Raw genomic sequence first — 16,300 nt, 5'->3', positions numbered from 1 at the left:
GATATCAGCAGGTCACGGGCCTCTTGCCGTACGCCGCCCCGAGGGGCGGGGTGTCTCACCCTGTCTCGCGTTCGAACGCCCCGTCTCGGACTCTGCGGACGGAGCGCGGACGGGATTTCCGCCGCGTCAGACGCTCCGTTCCAATCGGGCGGAGATCTTGGCGTTGGCCGCGTCGTCACCGTCCTTCAGGAACTTGGCGTACACGCGAAACAGGACCGCCACACTGTGGCCCGCCCGCTCAGCCACGAGCTGTGGTTCCACGCCCGAGCTGAGCCAGGTAGACACTGCGGCGTGACGAAGGTCATAAGGCCGCTTCGCCAGTGCAGAGTGGAACTCGGCTGGCGTGAGAGCGCGCGACCGCGCTTCAGCCCACACCTCCCCGTATCCGGTGTCCTGCACGAGTCCACCCCGCAGCGTCTGGAAGACGCGGCCGTCCGGCGCCGTGCCGTACGCGGTGAGGTGCCACCGCAGGAGCGCGACCAGTTCCGGCGGAATCGGCACGGGCCGCACTGCCTTCCGCGGGCGGTGCTTCAGGCCCCGTTTCTCGTGCGCCTCACCACTGTCTGTCCATGCGGTGCCGGATCGGGGACGGGTTTCATGGAGCCGGAGCACGCCCCACTCCCGCCGGGGAAGATCGCAGTCCGTGACCCGTAGGCCGATCACTTCCGCCGGCCGCGCGGCGGCGTAGTACATGCAGCCGAAGAACGCAGCGAGCCGGCGCCCCCGCTTGCTCTGGTCACGCACTGCGGTCAGCAGCTTGGCGGCTTGCGCCGGATTCGGGACGCATGCCGGGTCCACTTCCTCCGTAACCTGCTCGGGCGCCTTCCACTTGACGCGGTCCAAAGGGTTGTCCGTCAGCAACTCGGCATCGACCGCGAACTCAAGGGAGTTGTAGAAGATCGCACGCTTGCGACTGATCGTCCCCGGGGCCGCCGTCTTCCCGTCCAGCCGCTTGGACAGGGCCCTGAGCGCGGCCTTCACCAACAGCCGGTCCGTGAGGGCCGACATGGGCAGCGACTTCCGCTGGAACCAGGCGAGCACCTGTGCCACCTCGGCCGGAGGCTCTTCCTCCCACCGGTTCTTGTTGAACGCCCACCCGTACAGGGCGCTCCGTACGGTCCGGGCGTCGGGCATGCCCTTGGTGTCCTTCACGAACGCCGGCGTCACGGTCGCCATGGCTTCGGCCAACGTCCGCCGGGTGTTGCCGGGGGAGTCGTCCCACTTCATCGCGATGTAGTTGCGTGCGTGCTCGTACCAGGAGATGTCACGCTTCTGGTCGACCATGGACTTCGGGAGGCCGCTCTCCACGTCGAACGGCTCACCTTTCCGGGCCGCCGTCATGAGTTCCGACCGGCGGCTGTCGGCCAAGCCCTGGGTGAGGAACGATTCCGCGTGTTCGCGGGTGCCCACCATCCAACGCAGTTGGTACGGCTTCCGGTAGCTGCGCTTTCGGATGGCCCAGAACTTAACGGTGTAGCTCCACTCGGTCACGCGGCCTCCAACTCGTCCTTGAAGGCGTCCAGGACGCTGCGGCGTACGCAGATGCGGCCGGACGGTGTGCGGCGTGCCTCGGGGGTGAGGCCACGGTCGCGCCAGCGGTACCAAGTCGGGCGGCTGATGCCGAGTTCTTCCAGAACTTCCGGCAGGGGAATCAACTCGTCTTTCGGAGTGCGGCGGTGCCGGGTGGGCGTGGTCATGCTGGGGTCTCCATACCTGGGCATTTCGGGGTGCGGGTGTACGCGGCTGTGTCCGAGGTGCGGATTTCGGCGTCACCCGCGTCATCTGCGTCATTCGGGGCCCGGACCTGCGGTTTCAGGGTGACGCAGGTCCTGGCAGGTGCGTCACCGGTGACGTAGACCTGCGTCACCGGGTGACGCGGGTGACGCGGGGTGACGCAGGAATCGGCCGTCTGCGTCACCGCTGTTCCGGCAGCTCACACGCCGTTTGCGGGGTGTGGGTGACGCAGGTGACGCAGCGTCTTCCTACGTGGGACAAAGAGGGGTTGGTGTCTGTTGTGGTGCGCGGCTCAGGGCATGAAGAAGGAGCCGCTTCGCGGCGCGACCTTCGCAGGGCGGCGGCCGCCGCCGAACAGCAAGAGGAGCACGCGTTGCCGGGTGCTCCTCTTGCTTGTTCCGGCCCGCCGGGTGCCGGGCGGTCAGAAGGCGGCTTCCTGCTCGGGCGGCGGTGGTGCGGTGGGGCGCGCGATCTCGATGTACCGGGACGTCTTGGTGCGTCCCCAGTCAATGAGGACGCCACGGGCGGCGAGGGTGGGCTGAAGGCGCTTGAGACGGTCTGAGAGCACCTTTCCGGTAGTCGGCCAGCCTTTTGGAAGGGGACGGCACTCCTCGCCGCTGTAGAGGCCCGTGAGGGCGTACAGCCACTCGGCGGACGTCATCCGCTCTTCCGCCCCGGGCGCGATGCCGGCAGCGTGCTTCAGCACGGTCTGCGCCAGCAGGTCGCCCTCAATGACGTCGTCGTTGAGGTCGTCCAGGCTGGCCCGGTAGGCGGCAAGTGCCCCGAGACCAGTTGCGGCGTCGAGCTGCGCGCACAGGTGCGCGAAGTCGGCCATGCGTAGGTCCGTCGGGATGTCCGCCTCAGCCGCCCGCACCTGCACGGTGAGGTCCAGGAGCGATCCGAGGATGACGGGCAGCACCTCTGCGAAGTCGGACCACAGTTCCGCCTCGGTGCGCCGCACGCGGGGGCGTTCCAGCCGCAGCGGGAGGAGCCGTTCGGCGAGGTCGGGGCGGATAACGCCCACGTCGATGCCGGTCAGCAGCAGCGGTCGGCGGTAGCCGACGCGGAACACGTCCCCGTCGGTGAACAGGGCCCGTTTGACGTTCTCGGCACCGGTGACGATGCAGCACATTGCGTCGGACAGGTCAGGGGTCATGTGGGAGAGGTTGTCCAGGGCGGTGACCCAACCGGCGGCGACCGCCGCGATCAGGTTTTCCTCATCCTTCGGCGCGCGGCGCAGGTCGCCGCTCATACCCTCGATGATCCGTACGAGCATCCGCCCGCCCGTCGACTTGCCCGCCCCCTGGGGCCCGGTGAGGAACGGCGCGGGGACGGGCACGGACGGACCCAGGCAGCCGATCAACCACGCAATGGCCAGGCACTCCGTCTCGGCGTTGGCGAAGTTGCACAGCCGCATCAACAGATCGATGCCCTTGCCGTTGGTGTCCCGGACCGGCAGGGGCAACTCCCCCGTGAGCTGAGTACGGCGCCAGCACACCTCACGCGGGTCCGGGGTACGGATGTCCCAGCCGGTGGGGTGGATACGCACCGACTGCCCGTCGCTGCGCCCGAGGTCAAGCCACGTTGCCCCGTCGAACCCGGGAGCGACGCGGATGTGCACGGGTTGCACGTCCTCGGTCAGCGCCAACGCTTCGATCAAGTCCAGCGCTTCCTTCATGGCCGTGCCGTTGAACACGCCTACCCCGTCGCGGAATAGACCGACCATGAGTTCCTGCCGGTGGCTTCCGGTGGTGCCCTGGGAGCGGATCGGTCGGGCCACGGGGTGGCCGTTCTTCTGCGCGTACACGGTGCCGTCAGCGGTGCGGAAGTACCGGAAGTGGGATTGGGCGTAGTCGGTGATGACCTGGCGTGCGGGGTTCTTGTCGTCGTCGGACATCGTCACATTCCCAACGTGGTGCGGGCGTTGTTCCACGCGTCCGTGCAGTGCCGCAGAGTCTCGCCCTTGGTCTGCGCGGCGGTGAACAACCGGGCGACGTGGGTGTCGGTGAGGCAGCCGCACCGGCCGTGCCGGGACAGCACCGCGAGGAACGCCCCGTAGACCGTGGCGTGGATCGCGCTGCGGGCCGTGGTGATGCGCTGCACGGCCATAGCGATGCCGCGTTCCAGGTAGGCGGGCGTGCGGTGTGGGCACTCCCCGCTCCCGGGCCCCGCAGGTACGGCGGCGGCGTGCGGCGCCGACCGGACCGTCGGCGGCTTCTTCACCGCGAGGGCGCGTACGGCGTCGGGCAGGTCGGTCATGGTGCCGGTGCCGGGCCCGAGGTAGCGGGCGTAGGACATGGACGACTTGATGTCGACACCGGGCCGCACGGCGTTGGACGACGGCATGGCGCCCTGGTAGATCCAGTGCTCACCGCGCGTCGTCGGCACCGTGCGCGTGGCGGGCAAGGAACCGCGGGCCCATGCGATGGCTTCCGCGTCGTCCAGGTCGACCACGGTCAGACGGGCGCCGCCTGGGTGGTAGCCGACACACACCGCCCGCCGCCACGCCGCCCGCCACGGGGGCGAGACGATGACCGCCGGGTCGGTGGTGGCGGCGGCCCACGCGTGGCAAACGTCGGGGCAGTCGCAGGGCCCCGGGGTCTTCATGTTCGGCCGGCCGCCGCACGCGTTGTCCGCGCACGCGGGGCAGTTGCCGAACGGCACCTTTCCCCGGCGCAGGGGCAGCACAGGCACGCCGGACGCTGCCAGACTCAGCGCGAGGTGCTGCGGGTACAGCGTGTCGCTCATGCCGCCACCCCCAGCGCGGGGGCGAGGGTGGCGAGCCAGGCGCATGCGATCCACTCGGTGTAGGCGGGCGGGAGTGCCTCCCGCAGTCGGAGATGATCGGTCGACCAGTCGATGCCCTTGGCGTCGCGGATCTCCTGCACGGTGGCCTTACCGCCGCCCTGGCCGTACGCGGCGACGTAGGGACCCTCGCGGTAGACGCCGTGGCGCCAGCCGCGCACGTAGCCCCGGTGGCGGGGGTGCGCGGGCTGCGGGGCCGACCAGCCGCCCAACTCGAAGTAGCGGTGCATGATCACGTCCAGGCCGAACATCTCGCCGCACAGGCGCAGGTCCTTGCGGACCTCGGAGCCGGCCACGTTCTCCATCACGTACGGCCGCCCCGTCGCCTCCAGCGCGGCCCGGGTTGGCGCGATCAGCCGGGGGTAGGTCCGGCCGATGGCCGCGTTCCGGGCGCGGTTGGTGCCCTTGGTGGGGGCGCCCTCGCCCTGGCAGGGCGGGGAGGCGTGGATGAAGTCGAATTCGTGGCCGTGCGCGCGGATGAACTCGATCGCGTCGCCCTGGTGGAAGGCGTCGCCGCAGTAGTCCGGCTGTGCCTGGATGTCCACGCCGGTCACATGCACGCCGAGGATGGCGCGCTTGATGCCTTCGGTGGCGCCGCCGATGCATGAGTAGGCGTCCAGGACCCGGATCGGCCGGAAGGTGTCCGGTGCTCGCCGGATAGGGGTCGGTTGCGTCATGCTGGGAGACCTCCAACAGGTCTGTTGAGGACGGTTGGACAAGGGCGGCCCCGGACTTTGCCGAGACGGGGGCCGCCCTTGGCGTAGCTAGCTGTGGAAGTGGTTGCGCTTGATCACGGCCTTGCGGATGTTGACCGTGGTCCCGCTGTGGTGGCCGCTCGCGCTGAAGACCTGCACGGCGATCCATCCGCCGAAGATCACGGCGGCGAGGATGATGAGTTGGCCGATGAATGCGGTCAGGGCGGCGATGAACGAGGTGAGCAGCAGTAGGCCGCCGCACACCGCGAGGAACCCGACGCCCCCGAGGGCGACGTTCACCGCCGTGCGGGACACGGCCGGCTTGGCGGCGACCGGTTCCGGCTGAGCCGGTGCCACGGCGTAGCCGGTGACGACGCGGCCGTCCGGCAGGACGACGCTCGCCACTGTCGGGACGTGGCCCGGCTGGACGGGGACGACCGGCGCCGCGTGGATGACGGGGGTGATCGGGGTGGGGTGGTGGACCACGAGGGGCGCGGTCCGGTGGGTGGTGGGTTCGTTCACGGCCGGGTCTCCTTCAGTTGTCGAGGGCGGACAGGGCGTCGGCGGATGCCTGTACGAGGTTGTGGATGGGCTCGTAGGCGCCGGTGCCGGCGGCGAAGAACCCGAACAGGAACAGCACGAGCGCGGCGCCGCCGCCGGCGGACTTGGTCTTGACCGCGAAGACGGAGGCGGCGCCGAACAGCAGCACGGCGGAGATGTCGAGGATCATCGGGAGCCTTCCGGGGTGTCGGTGCCGGCGCGGTAGATGCGCGCCCAGCGGTTGTAGAGCCAGCGGCCGGTGCGGATGCGCTTGCCGGTGGCGTGGCAGCGGCGGCAGTCCTTGCCGCGCTTCATGCGTCCCTTGCGGTCCGTCTTGAGCGCGTGGCCCATGCCACGGCAGCGGCGGCAGTCACCGAACGGCGACGCCGCACACACCCCGGCGTAACCGAAGGTGACGGTGAGCAGGCAGGCGATAGCGAGCAGGGCGGGGGTCACGTGGGGCCCTTCCTGGCGGGGTTTCGGGGTTTGCGCAGGTGGGCCGCTATCCGCTAGCGGCCTGATCAGAGGTGGTTTGGGGCGCTAGCAGGGCCGCTAACGTTAGCGAGGGCTGCCGCTATCGTTAGCGGCCCCGGAGCCTCAGCCCGCGTCCCGCTTTCCGTCACGCTCCGTGATCGCGGTGGTGATGTGGGAGCGGTCGACACCGCGCCGGTTGACGACCTTGCCTTTGACCCGGCGTCCGACCTGGATGGTGGACACGCCGTGCGGCTTGAGCGCGGCGGCCAGTGCATCGGGGTCCCATCCGTCGTAGACCTCCGGGCGCAGGTCCGCCAGCCGGGTCACGATGGTTTCCGACCACGCCTTGGCCTCCTTGGCCGGGACCACCGCGAGGATGTCCGCCAGCAGGTCATAGGCCGCCGTGGTCGGCTCGGGTGCTTCCCCGAGGGCGTGGCCGGCGAGCAGCCCGGCCTTCTCGCGGACGCGGCGGGCGCGGGCGGCGATGGCTTCGGCGCCGCCGGCGTCGACGTAGACAGAGCGCACGATACGAGCGTCGGAGCCTTCCCCCACGAAGTAGTGGATGCCCTTGTCTCCCCAGGCGAACATGGTCGCCCGCACCCCGCGCTTGTAGGCGGAGGTGCCCAGCACCATGTCGTTCTCCAGCTGGCCCATCACCTTCAGGCACCACCGGGCCGAAGCGTTGGCGCTGATGCCGGTGGGCAGCGACTTGGCGTCCGGGCGCTGCGTGGCCAGCAGGACAACGATGCCGGTGGCGGGGCCGCGCTTGACCAGGTCGGTGATGATCTCCTCGAACTCCTTGCCGTGCTCGGGGTGCTCGAAGAGGACCTGGCACTCATCCACCCCGACCACGATCGGGTGCAGCCCCAACGACCGCTTGTCGGCAAGGGCGCTGGTCACCTTGGACTCGGGGCAGATGTCACGGGGCAGGGAGCGGATCACCTTCGTGCGGCGGCGCAGTTCCTCGCGCAGGGCCCGGAAGTCGTCCAGCGCGTACTGCACCGGTTCGTCGTCGTCGCCGGCGGCGTGCCGGTACCCGACCGCGTTGCCCACCGGGTCCAGGTCGCCGGTGCCTTTCATGTCGTAGGTGTGCAGCTCAGCACGCGGATCCAGAGCCGCGATCAGCAGCAGCAGACGCAACAGGAACGTCTTGCCCATGCGCGGGATCGCGCCGATGACGCCCGCGATGTACATGAGCGTGACTTCGGTCCACCGGCCGCGCTGGTCGGTGCCGTAAGCGACCGGCTTGAACAGATCCACCTGCCCGGACTTCAGCAGCGGCCACGCCGGCTGAGACGCCCGGGACATGTCCTGATCCCCGACCCACAGCACCAGGTGCCCGGTGTGCTCATCCGGGACCGCCTCGGGCCACACACAGCCCAGGGGGCGGCGCAGACCGGAGGCGAGCCGCTCGCGACGCTCGATGATGTCCGTCACGGTCACGCCATAGGGCAGGTTTCCCTCTGCGCGCCAGCCGGGCCCGTCGCGGGTGATGGGGGCGGTGAACTCGAACCCGTCCCGGCCCTTGCCCTGCGCCTGATTGATCGCGGGAATGCTCAGCGCACCCAGCGCCCGCAGGACGATGTCACTGGTCAGCTTGGTCGCCTTGGGCAGTTCCACCGCCCGGTGCACGACCGGGGCGTCAGCCTTACGGCCGGCGGCCCCCAGGGCGAGGACGACCGCGCCCACGGAGACGGCTTGCAGCCAGTCGGGGGCCAGCACGTACAGGGCGAGCGCCAGACCGAGACCGGTGAACATCGCGAGCGCGGCGACCAGGGTCCGCAGCCGCACCCGTCCGTCACGCTGCCGCGACAGCTTCAGGTACTCGGCAGCGTCCTCACGCCGCACGGCGGCCAGGCGGACCGGTTCGCCCTCGCGGTCGGCCACCCACCGCATCGTGCCCCCGACCACCTTCGCAGCGCCGGCCGGGGCCTGGAAGGCGAGGCGGGCGGCGTAGACCGGGGCACGAAGCGCGTGGTAGCCGGCGGCGTGGGCGTAGTGGCGGGCTACCCATGCGGAAGCGGTGCGCAGCTCCACCACGGACTTGAGCCAGACCGGCACGACCGCGCGGCGGCGGGCGCCGGCGAGCCGACCGAGGTAGCCGGGACCGGTAGCCGCGGGGGCGGGCTGGTCGACCATGACCGGCGTGTCCGGGTCGGTCGGCTCAGACTCCGGGGTGGGGGTGGGGGCCGGTTCGCGGGCGGCGCGTGCCTTGTCCAAGTCGACCACGTCGGCGCCGTGGTCGGCGGCCATTTCGGCTTCCAGGCGGTTGAACAGTTCGTGGTCGTCGTCGGGATGCTTCACTGAGACTTCCTTCTCTCGCAGAGGGAAGGCGGGGCCCGGTCCGTCGCTGTAGGAGGTGGTCGGACGGGCTCTGCCGGATTTCAGGCGGCGTACTGCTCGGGGTAGGCGCACGGCACGCACATGCCGAGCGTCGGGGGGATGACGTAGCCGGCGTCACGACCGCAGGCGGGGCAGGTGCGGCGGGCGGCGTTGGCCTTGGCGAGCGCCGCCCACCGGGCCGGCGTCATCGGACGGACCGGCTTGGCCAGGTCGACGCGGTAGAGGTAGGCGACCAGCGGGGCCCGACGGCGGCGCGGCCGTTCGAGCTGCGCGGCCACACCCTGACCACCGGGCCGCAGCCCGCGCGCCCGGAGTTGGCGGCGGGTGGCGTAGCCGTCCGGGGCCAGGCGCCACCGGTAGACCGGCAGCGCAGCCATCAGGCGACGCGCTTCCACGCGGCCCGCAGCCGGACCTCAGAGGCGGAGTGGCCGGCGGCCCGGAAGCGGGCGGCCATGTCGCGGTACGACAGGGGCGGCGTCTGGCTGTGCCGGATGTCGTTAACGAGTGTGTCCAGCGCGTCATCCGACAGCGAGGGCGCCCCCGCCTCCAGCGCCGGCACCGGATCGGTCGGGCCCCACACCGGGAGTTCCCAGCGAGGCGTGACGTCGGGTGTGACGGGGGTCGTCACGCTGGTCAGGGCCCTGCCGGTCTCCTCGCCTTTGCGGGCGGACTCCAGCGTCGACCACGCACCCGCGAGGGTCTGTGCGGTCTGTGCCTGGACGCGTGCGACGCGGGCACCGGCTTCCGTCACGGCCGTCAGCCGCGTCTCCTCGGTGGCCGCTTCCGCCCGCAGCCGGGCACGGGCCACGGCGGCTTCGTCGCGTGCCTCCTGCTGGATTCCCCGGATCGCGTCCAGCGCGAGCGGCGTGAGCGCCGTGCGCTCCCACAGGCTGTGCACGAGCCACAGGGCCTTGGCCGCGATCGGCAGCCACGCCACGGCCAGCCACGCGCCGGCGGAGTGCTCAACGGTCAGCGCGTGCGCGACCAAGACGCCGGCGGCGAGAACGCCGAAGGACCAGCCGACCGCCGTTACGGTGCGGTTGTGGTCGCCCTGCGCGGCCAGGCGGCGTTCGTAGGCGAGGGTGGCCAGCCATCCACCGTCGATACCGAGACCGACGATCAGGGCGACCGGCCACGACACTGCCGCACCCAGCCACATCATGACCACCGCGAGGGTGAGCACCATCGACACGGCCGTCATCGCGACAGCCGGGAGCACGGTCTTGGCCTTCACCGGGCACCTCCCGCCGGGGCACGGTCGGCGGCGGGGAGGTCGGCGTACGCGGTCAGGACGATGACCGCGCCGGCGAACGATCCCTCAGCCGCCAGGACGCGGGTGCGGCCGTCGCTCTGGGTGCGGGCGTCGACCGCGTCCGGCGCGATACGCAGCGCGGTGCGCCACTGCTCGAACGCGGCCAGGCTCTCGCACGAGGTGTCGTGGAAGGACAGCCGCAGCCGCTCCGGGTAGAGGGGGGAGACGTCCACGTTGGGGGCGGACAGGCCCGGGAAGTCCACGGCCAGCAGTCGCAGCGTCCGCAGCGGGATGGCGAGCTCTTCCAGCGTCATGCCGCACCCCCAGGCATGCTCGTACCTGCCGCGCGGTTGACCAGCGCGACGCGGGCGGCGAGCGCCCGGCGCCGGGCCCGGCGGATACGCCGCTCGTCCAGCTCGCTCGGGGTGCGGTCCAGGGTGACGATGTGCGCGTCCAACAGGTCGACGTCCGCCAGGATGACGGGCATCTCCTGCTCGATCGCGTCCAGCTCCGCAGCGGTCGGTTCGATGAAGTCCGCGAACGCCGTAGCGGCGTCCTGGTATGTGACGATGTCGCTCATGGGTCGTGGTTCCTTCCAGAGAGGAACGGCCCGAACACGGCTCCCGGGTGGCCCCCCGGGAGTCGCTTGCCGTTGGAGTCGGTTCCGGCTCCCCGCGCTCCCGTCCGTACGTCCTCACGCCATGCGCGGAACGGACGGGCGGGAGAGGCAGCCGGCCGCAGCGGGATGTGCTGCGAGCCGTGGTGGACCGTGCTTGCTGTGCAGGCGCCGCCGGCCGGTCCGAGCGGCGGCGCCCTTGTATGTCTTCGGTTCACGACCGACCTCCCGCGTTCGCAGGGACACGGCTTGCATCGGTGCTCCGTTGCCACGGGGCACCGGTCCCGAGCCGGTGAAGTCGGGTGCGTCATCGTCACTGCTCTGACGCCAGCAGGGCGGCCCACACCGGGCGGAACCCCAGATCAGGGGTTTTCTCCGGAGCCGGTGGGCTTGGCATTGCCGCCGACGACATCACCCGGTCGTCGCGGGGGCGGTCTCACTCTTGCCGCCACGTGCGTTGGGGCCCCGCTGTACTTCCCCACACCCGAGACCGGGTGGCGCCTGCCAGGCGCGTAGGGGGAGAGCAACGGTTCACCACGGCGGTTTGCCCCCGGACCCTCGCCCTGGGCACCTGCCGTGACCGCCGCTCTCGCGTCAGCCCCGCACGATCACTGTTCAGTTCTCAACTAACGGCCGCTTCCTTCGTACTCACCCTCAGCGAGAGCCGGGGCTTTCCTCCGTGCGATGCGGTACCTGTTTTACAGGTACCGCATAGGGGTTCGTCAAGTACGGCGACGCAATCTCTTCGTCTCGCGCCGGGACGTCTTGACGCATCTTCAGAATTCCGGCAGCTCAGGGGAGTTGGTCACCCCACTCATGGACAGCTCTGGGACTTCTAGCTACGGTCAAGAAGTCCCTAGACGTCCCACCGGGGGTGCAGATGTCGAACGAGCGCTTACGGACCGCTCTCCTCGCCCGTGGCATGACCGTGCAGAGCCTCGCTGAGGCGATCGAGGTGAGCCCCAAGACGGTCGAACGCTGGATTACCCAGGGCAAGGTGCCGTACCTGCGTCATCAGTACGCGACGGCAGCGGCCCTCAAGGTCGACGTCACCATGCTGTGGGAGGACGGGCGGACCGTCGGCAGTGCGGCGGACCTCACCAAAGCCGAGATAGCGACGGTCTACCCGCATCGTCACACGGTGCCTACTGGCCTCTGGCGAGAGCTGTACGGACGTGCTGAGCGAAACCTAGACGTCCTCGTGTACTCGGGTCTCTTCCTGTCTGAGGACCCGCTCTTCCATGACCTCGTGAGGGCGAAGGTGGAAGCGGGTGCGCGGGTGCGCATCCTGCTGGGGGACCCGGAGTGTGCGGCTGTCCGGCAACGCGGCATTGACGAGGGACACCACATCATGGACGGCAAGATCCGCAATGCCCTCGTGCTGTACCGGCCCCTCATGCGGAGTCACCCGGACGTCGGTTTCCGGCTGCACGATTCGACGCTGTACAACTCGATCTACCGGGCCGATGACGAGATGCTCGTCAACCCCCACGTCTACGGCATCGGCGCCTACATGGCGCCCGTACTGCACCTGCGGCGACTCCCCGGCGGAAGTCTCTTCAACACGTACGCGAATAGCATCGATCACACATGGGAGAACGCGCGTCCGGTCACTGACCAGGACGTCAAGAGCATCACGGGAGCCTGACCATGGGACGTATCGACTACCTGCACGACCCGGACGCACCGCCAGCCAACTCGGTCGTACCGTCCGTCGTTGCTTTCGTCCAGAACGACGCAGGGCAGGTGTTGATGATCCAGCGTTCTGACAACGGTAGGTGGGCACTGCCCGGCGGTGGTCACGACGTGGGGGAGTCCATCAGTGACACGGTGGTCCGTGAGGTCTGGGAAGAGACCGGCATCAGGGCGGAAGTGATCGACGTGTCCGGACTCTACACAGACCCCGGGCACGTCATGCAGTACGACGATGGCGAAGTCCGTCAGCAGTTCAGTATTTGCTTCCGGGCCCGGCCGGTCGGCGGCGACCTCCGTACGAGCAACGAAACGACTCAGGTCCGCTGGGTTGCCCCGGCGGACCTGGCGACGCTGGACGTGCACCCCACGATGCGGCTCCGGATCGAGCACGCCATGGACCGGACGCGCACGGCGCCCTACATCGGCTGACACTTGGCGGTGGCGACTCGTTCGAGGACGCGGCAGGTGCACGCGAGGATCTCGGGTTCGGCACGCCGGATGAACTTGCCGATCAGGCTGTCCGGCCCGTAGCGCCCGGTGATTTCGTTGATCCGGTCCACGGGGTTGGTCGGGGTGCCGTCCGGGGTGGTGTTCATGTCGCAGTAGCAGAGCGCATCGTTCAGGTGCTCGCTCTCACGGGGGAACTCGCCGTCAAGCTCAGCCCGCAAGCCGCGCGCATCCGCCTCAAGCCACGAGCACGAGTGATGGGCGACCAGGTTGACGACCTGCTCGTCGGCGGTAGCCACGTCCCGGAGATACCGCGCGCCGTCCAGGGGGTGGAAGCCTGTCTTGGCAAGGTCCGGCGCGTAGCCGATGTCATGCAGGACCGCCGCCGCCTCCAACAGGTCCGCGTCCTGGTCGAGGATGAGCGCGATGTTGCGCGCCCGCTCAGCGACCCCGAGACAGTGTTTCCAGCGTCGTGGCAGCGGCTCAGCGAGCAGCGACTCAGCCAGGGGGTAGGCCCACTCCGTCAACGTCGACAAGCTACGAACGCCCCTCTCGTGCCGGCACGGCGCGGACCGTCCGCACCCTGCCCTGACCTCCACCCGCCAGCACGCCGGCGGCTTCCAGCTTCTCCAGCGCTTTGGCCACGGTCGGACGTGACACCCCGAACCGTTCGGCCAGCACGGAAGCGCTCGGGAACGCTTCCCCTACTTCGAGTCCGTCAGTCGCGATGACCTCTGCGATTCGCTGATCAAGCGGGCGCCGGTCGACCGGCGCCCCCGCGCGTACGACTCGCCACCGCTCGCCCCGCACCGGTTCGGCCACGCCTTCCTGACGCAGTACGCCGAACGCACGCAGGGCGACCCCGCGCGAGACCTTGTGATCGCGCATGAGTTCAGCCAGCGACGGAAGCTCTGTCATGGTCGGGTCGTCCTCGATCTGCCTCTTCACTGAGTCGGCAATCTTCAGGAAGGTTCCCCGAGGGTTGGCCTGCTGCGACACTCCCTCTCCCTCTCCGTCTGGCAGTCGACACCACCGGTAAGCCTCCCACGACTGCTGGCCGGCGCGGAGGGGTGGCGCACAGCGGTGCGCAAGGGGGCGCAGGTGATGGCTGACCAGGTCTGTGCACTCGTCGAGCAGTCATGGCAGGGCAGGCGCGCTAAGCGGGCCCTATGTCGCCTGCTGGCGCCAGGTGCGGTCACTGTTAGTCAGTTTTCGAGTTTGGACGGCGGGATGAGGCCAATCGAATTGCCGTCACGAAGGGCGCGTCCTCCATTTGGGTGTCAGTGTCAAGTTCGGCGTAAGGCAGAATCGACGGGTGCTTTCCGCGAGTCATCGTTGCCCACGCGGCCCAAGCGTCATGAACGTCCGAGGCAGTAACTGTTGCACCTTTTGAGCGCAGGAGAACTGCATAGAGTAGGAACAAATTGTCTGAATTGTCTGGAATGCCTACGTTTCGAGGAACGCAGCTTCTGATCAGTCGCGCATCAGACTCAAGATAGTTCATGAAGCTATCCTAGCCGCATACAAGAGTGCATATAGCAAAGCGAAAACGCCAGGGATGACTCTTTCCACATACCCTAGCTCTGCGTAACGCTTTCGCAGTGGGGGTAGGGGGTCACGTTTTAGAGTCTCCCATTCGTCCTTAAAGAGTTTGAGCGGAAGCTTTTCCTCGATTTTGTTGATTACCGTGAATTTCGCACTGTTCAGATCTCTATAACTGCGTAGCTGTAGCCACCATGATGCGGAGAGTGTAATCCCCGCAAGTGAGAGTGCCAAAAATACGCATTGATGCGTTTTCTCGAGGCGCTCATAGGTTAGAGCAATAATAGAGATCAATGTCGTTTGCACTGAAAGGAAAAAAGCATTCGCGCTCCCGCGTCGAGCGGAGACCCTGTCGGCCATTTCGACGGCCAGTTTATAGAGGTCGAGGACCGTAGGATCTGGCGTCTCGGGATTCTCACTCACCGGCCACCGCCGATAAGGACTTTCAAGTGCGGCCACGTCCAAGCGTAGAGCTTATCGGCTGTCTTTGCTGCCTTCGGCTTGACACATGCGACATCCTTGTAGCCCTTCAAGAGGAAGTATGGGATCCCTTCTTCCTGTGCGATCCGAACTTCCACGTCGACTCCTACGGCACTATCCGTGTGCTCGCCGCAGAGCACTGCCACGACGTCACTGGCGCGGATTCTCCGGCGCGCTTCTTCTTTCCATCCAGGCGAAGCGACCTTGATTGACCAGTCGGAAATGAAGAACGGGCTGTCGTCAAGCTTGGACTGTCCGATCAGAAACTGCTTCAGAACTGCATCGTTGTCATAGTCAAAGCTGACGAAGACACGTGACTTCATAAGAACTCCGCCTTGGTGTGATTTGTTCAACGCCTCGCCTAGAGGGTGAAGCGGTTTCCGCAAATGAGGCAGTGGATTGGGTCGATCCAATCGTCAAGGACCTTAAGCGGCTCCCAAGGGTGGCAAGGGGATTGGACCATCAGCATGTCGTCAGGATCGATAGGCGGGCTGAGTGGTTCGGGGGTTGCGCTGGAGTCCACGCTCAACTCGAAACCTATCCCGCTCTTTCGCGACTTGTTTGACTTGAACGATTCCTGCAACATCCTGGTGATCTCGTCCATGACCGGCCCAGCGGCGCACGATTCGGCGTACTCAAGCTGAGATGTCGTCCACCAAGAATCCTTACCGGAAGGGATGCCGCAATACGGGCAGAAGTAGTTCTCTGGATCTAGGAAGTCTTGGGGCCTCCTTTCCGTCTCGCCATGGAACCATTTGAACTCTCTTTCGCAAGAGGGGCATGCGCGTCGCAAAAATCCCGATGGGTCAGGGAAAATCTGAACTTCGAATTCCATGGCCGACATCCATCCCGCTATAGGCTGATCTTTACTGGGAACTCTACTGGGGTCCCATCTTCCAGCATGCCTTTGATAATCACATCGAAGATGGACTTACCGCCCCCCATTACCACCGACGCTAGCAAGCGAACACTTTCGCCAGGTCTGAGTACATCCAAGGGCAGGTCGTTATCCAAGAGGTGAAAGCTAGATGCTTCAGGCGGAACCTCGACACTCACCTGTTTAACAATGCTGGTGCCTGTGTTGGAGAGCACGAACCGCCTGCTGCCCCTGCCCACGTTATGGAGCGTGGCCGTAATGCGAGGCGTACCTTTGCGTGCAGGCGGTTCGGTCAGAGCCTTCCCTTTAGGAAGTTGCTCACGGTCAAGGATCGCCCGAATTGATCGGCGTAGCCGCCACTCCAGTGTCTCACGCGCGCCCGATGGGTTTTCCTGCCCGTAGAGTGCGGCTCGGTATGCAGCGATGTCGAACGGCAGATCGTGAGTATCCTCAGCAATCAAGATCGGATCATGCTGTTTCCACGCATACCCGAGCTCGAAGAAGACGTTAGCGCTCTTGCCGGTGCATACAGCGAAGACGATATCCGCTGCATCAATATCTGCAAGGATTTGGTTCAATACCGATCCGGGCTCGAAGACGTCGTCTCCGCGTTTAGGCTTCACACCCTCGGCGAGGCATGCACTAACGATCGTGTGGTGTAGCCAGTCAAGCTCGCGAGTGAAAGGCATAATGATGAAAGCTGTGCCGGCGGCACGGTTTTCTTCCACGCTGACCCCTCGTGACAGAACTTATCCTTGCGTGGCTGGTTCGGGCTGTCACATTACGCTCCACAGCAGGGT

19 protein-coding genes are annotated in these 16,300 nt (G+C 67.4%); 2 read left to right on the top strand and 17 right to left on the bottom strand.

Going from position 1 to position 16,300, the window contains the following annotated elements; all coding sequences use genetic code 11:
• Window positions 1–126: 126 nt before the first annotated feature.
• The 13 genes from ACH4C6_RS05045 to ACH4C6_RS04985 form a co-directional block, all read right to left on the bottom strand.
• The gene (locus ACH4C6_RS05045) at window positions 127–1,491 is read right to left on the bottom strand and encodes a tyrosine-type recombinase/integrase (protein WP_398107078.1); all 1,365 of its coding nucleotides are present in this window, start codon (window positions 1,489–1,491) and stop codon (window positions 127–129) included.
• Entirely contained in the window at window positions 1,488–1,697 is a 210-nt protein-coding gene (locus ACH4C6_RS05040; protein ID WP_355789818.1) for a helix-turn-helix domain-containing protein, read from the bottom strand. The genes ACH4C6_RS05045 and ACH4C6_RS05040 overlap by 4 nt, the downstream gene beginning before the upstream one ends.
• Window positions 1,698–2,155: 458 nt before the next feature.
• Window positions 2,156–3,631, bottom strand: coding sequence for an ATP-binding protein (locus tag ACH4C6_RS05035; RefSeq protein ID WP_398107077.1), 1,476 nt, complete (start codon window positions 3,629–3,631; stop codon window positions 2,156–2,158).
• A 2-nt stretch (window positions 3,632–3,633) separates the two neighbouring features.
• Window positions 3,634–4,482, bottom strand: coding sequence for a bifunctional DNA primase/polymerase (locus ACH4C6_RS05030; protein ID WP_398107076.1), 849 nt, complete (start codon window positions 4,480–4,482; stop codon window positions 3,634–3,636).
• Window positions 4,479–5,216 (bottom strand): DNA methylase, encoded by a 738-nt coding sequence (locus tag ACH4C6_RS05025; protein WP_398107075.1) that lies wholly within the window; start codon window positions 5,214–5,216, stop codon window positions 4,479–4,481. Before ACH4C6_RS05025 ends, ACH4C6_RS05030 begins: the two co-directional genes overlap by 4 nt.
• Before the next feature lie 87 nt (window positions 5,217–5,303).
• Window positions 5,304–5,756, bottom strand: coding sequence for a hypothetical protein (locus tag ACH4C6_RS05020; protein ID WP_398107074.1), 453 nt, complete (start codon window positions 5,754–5,756; stop codon window positions 5,304–5,306).
• 13 nt (window positions 5,757–5,769) lie between these two features.
• Complete coding sequence (locus ACH4C6_RS05015; RefSeq protein ID WP_381102794.1) at window positions 5,770–5,964, bottom strand: hypothetical protein; 195 nt, start codon at window positions 5,962–5,964, stop codon at window positions 5,770–5,772.
• Window positions 5,961–6,230 (bottom strand): hypothetical protein, encoded by a 270-nt coding sequence (locus ACH4C6_RS05010; RefSeq protein WP_398107073.1) that lies wholly within the window; start codon window positions 6,228–6,230, stop codon window positions 5,961–5,963. The genes ACH4C6_RS05015 and ACH4C6_RS05010 overlap by 4 nt, the downstream gene beginning before the upstream one ends.
• 141 nt (window positions 6,231–6,371) lie before the next feature.
• Window positions 6,372–8,552, bottom strand: coding sequence for a cell division protein FtsK (locus ACH4C6_RS05005; protein WP_398107072.1), 2,181 nt, complete (start codon window positions 8,550–8,552; stop codon window positions 6,372–6,374).
• A gap of 80 nt (window positions 8,553–8,632) precedes the next feature.
• Complete coding sequence (locus tag ACH4C6_RS05000) at window positions 8,633–8,968, bottom strand: RRQRL motif-containing zinc-binding protein (RefSeq protein ID WP_398107071.1); 336 nt, start codon at window positions 8,966–8,968, stop codon at window positions 8,633–8,635.
• On the bottom strand, window positions 8,968–9,825 hold the full coding sequence (locus ACH4C6_RS04995) for a protein spdB (RefSeq protein WP_398107070.1): 858 nt from the start codon (window positions 9,823–9,825) through the stop codon (window positions 8,968–8,970). The genes ACH4C6_RS05000 and ACH4C6_RS04995 overlap by 1 nt, the downstream gene beginning before the upstream one ends.
• On the bottom strand, window positions 9,822–10,157 hold the full coding sequence (locus ACH4C6_RS04990) for a hypothetical protein (RefSeq protein ID WP_398107069.1): 336 nt from the start codon (window positions 10,155–10,157) through the stop codon (window positions 9,822–9,824). The genes ACH4C6_RS04995 and ACH4C6_RS04990 overlap by 4 nt, the downstream gene beginning before the upstream one ends.
• On the bottom strand, window positions 10,154–10,423 hold the full coding sequence (locus ACH4C6_RS04985) for a DUF6284 family protein (protein WP_339152325.1): 270 nt from the start codon (window positions 10,421–10,423) through the stop codon (window positions 10,154–10,156). Before ACH4C6_RS04985 ends, ACH4C6_RS04990 begins: the two co-directional genes overlap by 4 nt.
• Window positions 10,424–11,381: 958 nt before the next feature.
• Between ACH4C6_RS04985 and ACH4C6_RS04980 the strand changes: the two genes are divergently transcribed.
• Window positions 11,382–12,107, top strand: a complete 726-nt coding sequence (locus ACH4C6_RS04980) for an XRE family transcriptional regulator (protein ID WP_398107068.1) — start codon at window positions 11,382–11,384, stop codon at window positions 12,105–12,107.
• 2 nt (window positions 12,108–12,109) lie between these two features.
• On the top strand, window positions 12,110–12,583 hold the full coding sequence (locus ACH4C6_RS04975) for an NUDIX domain-containing protein (protein WP_175434197.1): 474 nt from the start codon (window positions 12,110–12,112) through the stop codon (window positions 12,581–12,583).
• On the opposite strand, the gene ACH4C6_RS04970 is transcribed toward ACH4C6_RS04975, so the two are convergent.
• The 4 genes from ACH4C6_RS04970 to ACH4C6_RS04955 form a co-directional block, all read right to left on the bottom strand.
• Complete coding sequence (locus ACH4C6_RS04970; RefSeq protein WP_398107067.1) at window positions 12,571–13,137, bottom strand: HD domain-containing protein; 567 nt, start codon at window positions 13,135–13,137, stop codon at window positions 12,571–12,573. The two genes, ACH4C6_RS04975 and ACH4C6_RS04970, sit on opposite strands and share 13 nt — an antisense overlap.
• Before the next feature lies 1 nt (window position 13,138).
• Window positions 13,139–13,600, bottom strand: a complete 462-nt coding sequence (locus ACH4C6_RS04965; protein ID WP_376641166.1) for a GntR family transcriptional regulator — start codon at window positions 13,598–13,600, stop codon at window positions 13,139–13,141.
• A gap of 962 nt (window positions 13,601–14,562) precedes the next feature.
• Complete coding sequence (locus ACH4C6_RS04960) at window positions 14,563–14,946, bottom strand: TIR domain-containing protein (protein ID WP_398107066.1); 384 nt, start codon at window positions 14,944–14,946, stop codon at window positions 14,563–14,565.
• Window positions 14,947–15,475: 529 nt separating this feature from the next.
• Window positions 15,476–16,228 carry a hypothetical protein gene (locus ACH4C6_RS04955; protein WP_398107065.1) on the bottom strand — a complete coding sequence of 251 codons (753 nt, stop codon included), beginning with the start codon at window positions 16,226–16,228 and terminating at the stop codon, window positions 15,476–15,478.
• Window positions 16,229–16,300 lie beyond the last annotated feature (72 nt).

Origin of the sequence: Streptomyces sp. NPDC017943, from assembly GCF_044328425.1 — a bacterium.
Classification (GTDB): Bacteria; Actinomycetota; Actinomycetes; order Streptomycetales; family Streptomycetaceae; genus Streptomyces; species Streptomyces djakartensis_A.
Note: the sequence above shows the minus strand (reverse complement) of the source record. Positions and strands in the feature narration are given on the sequence as shown.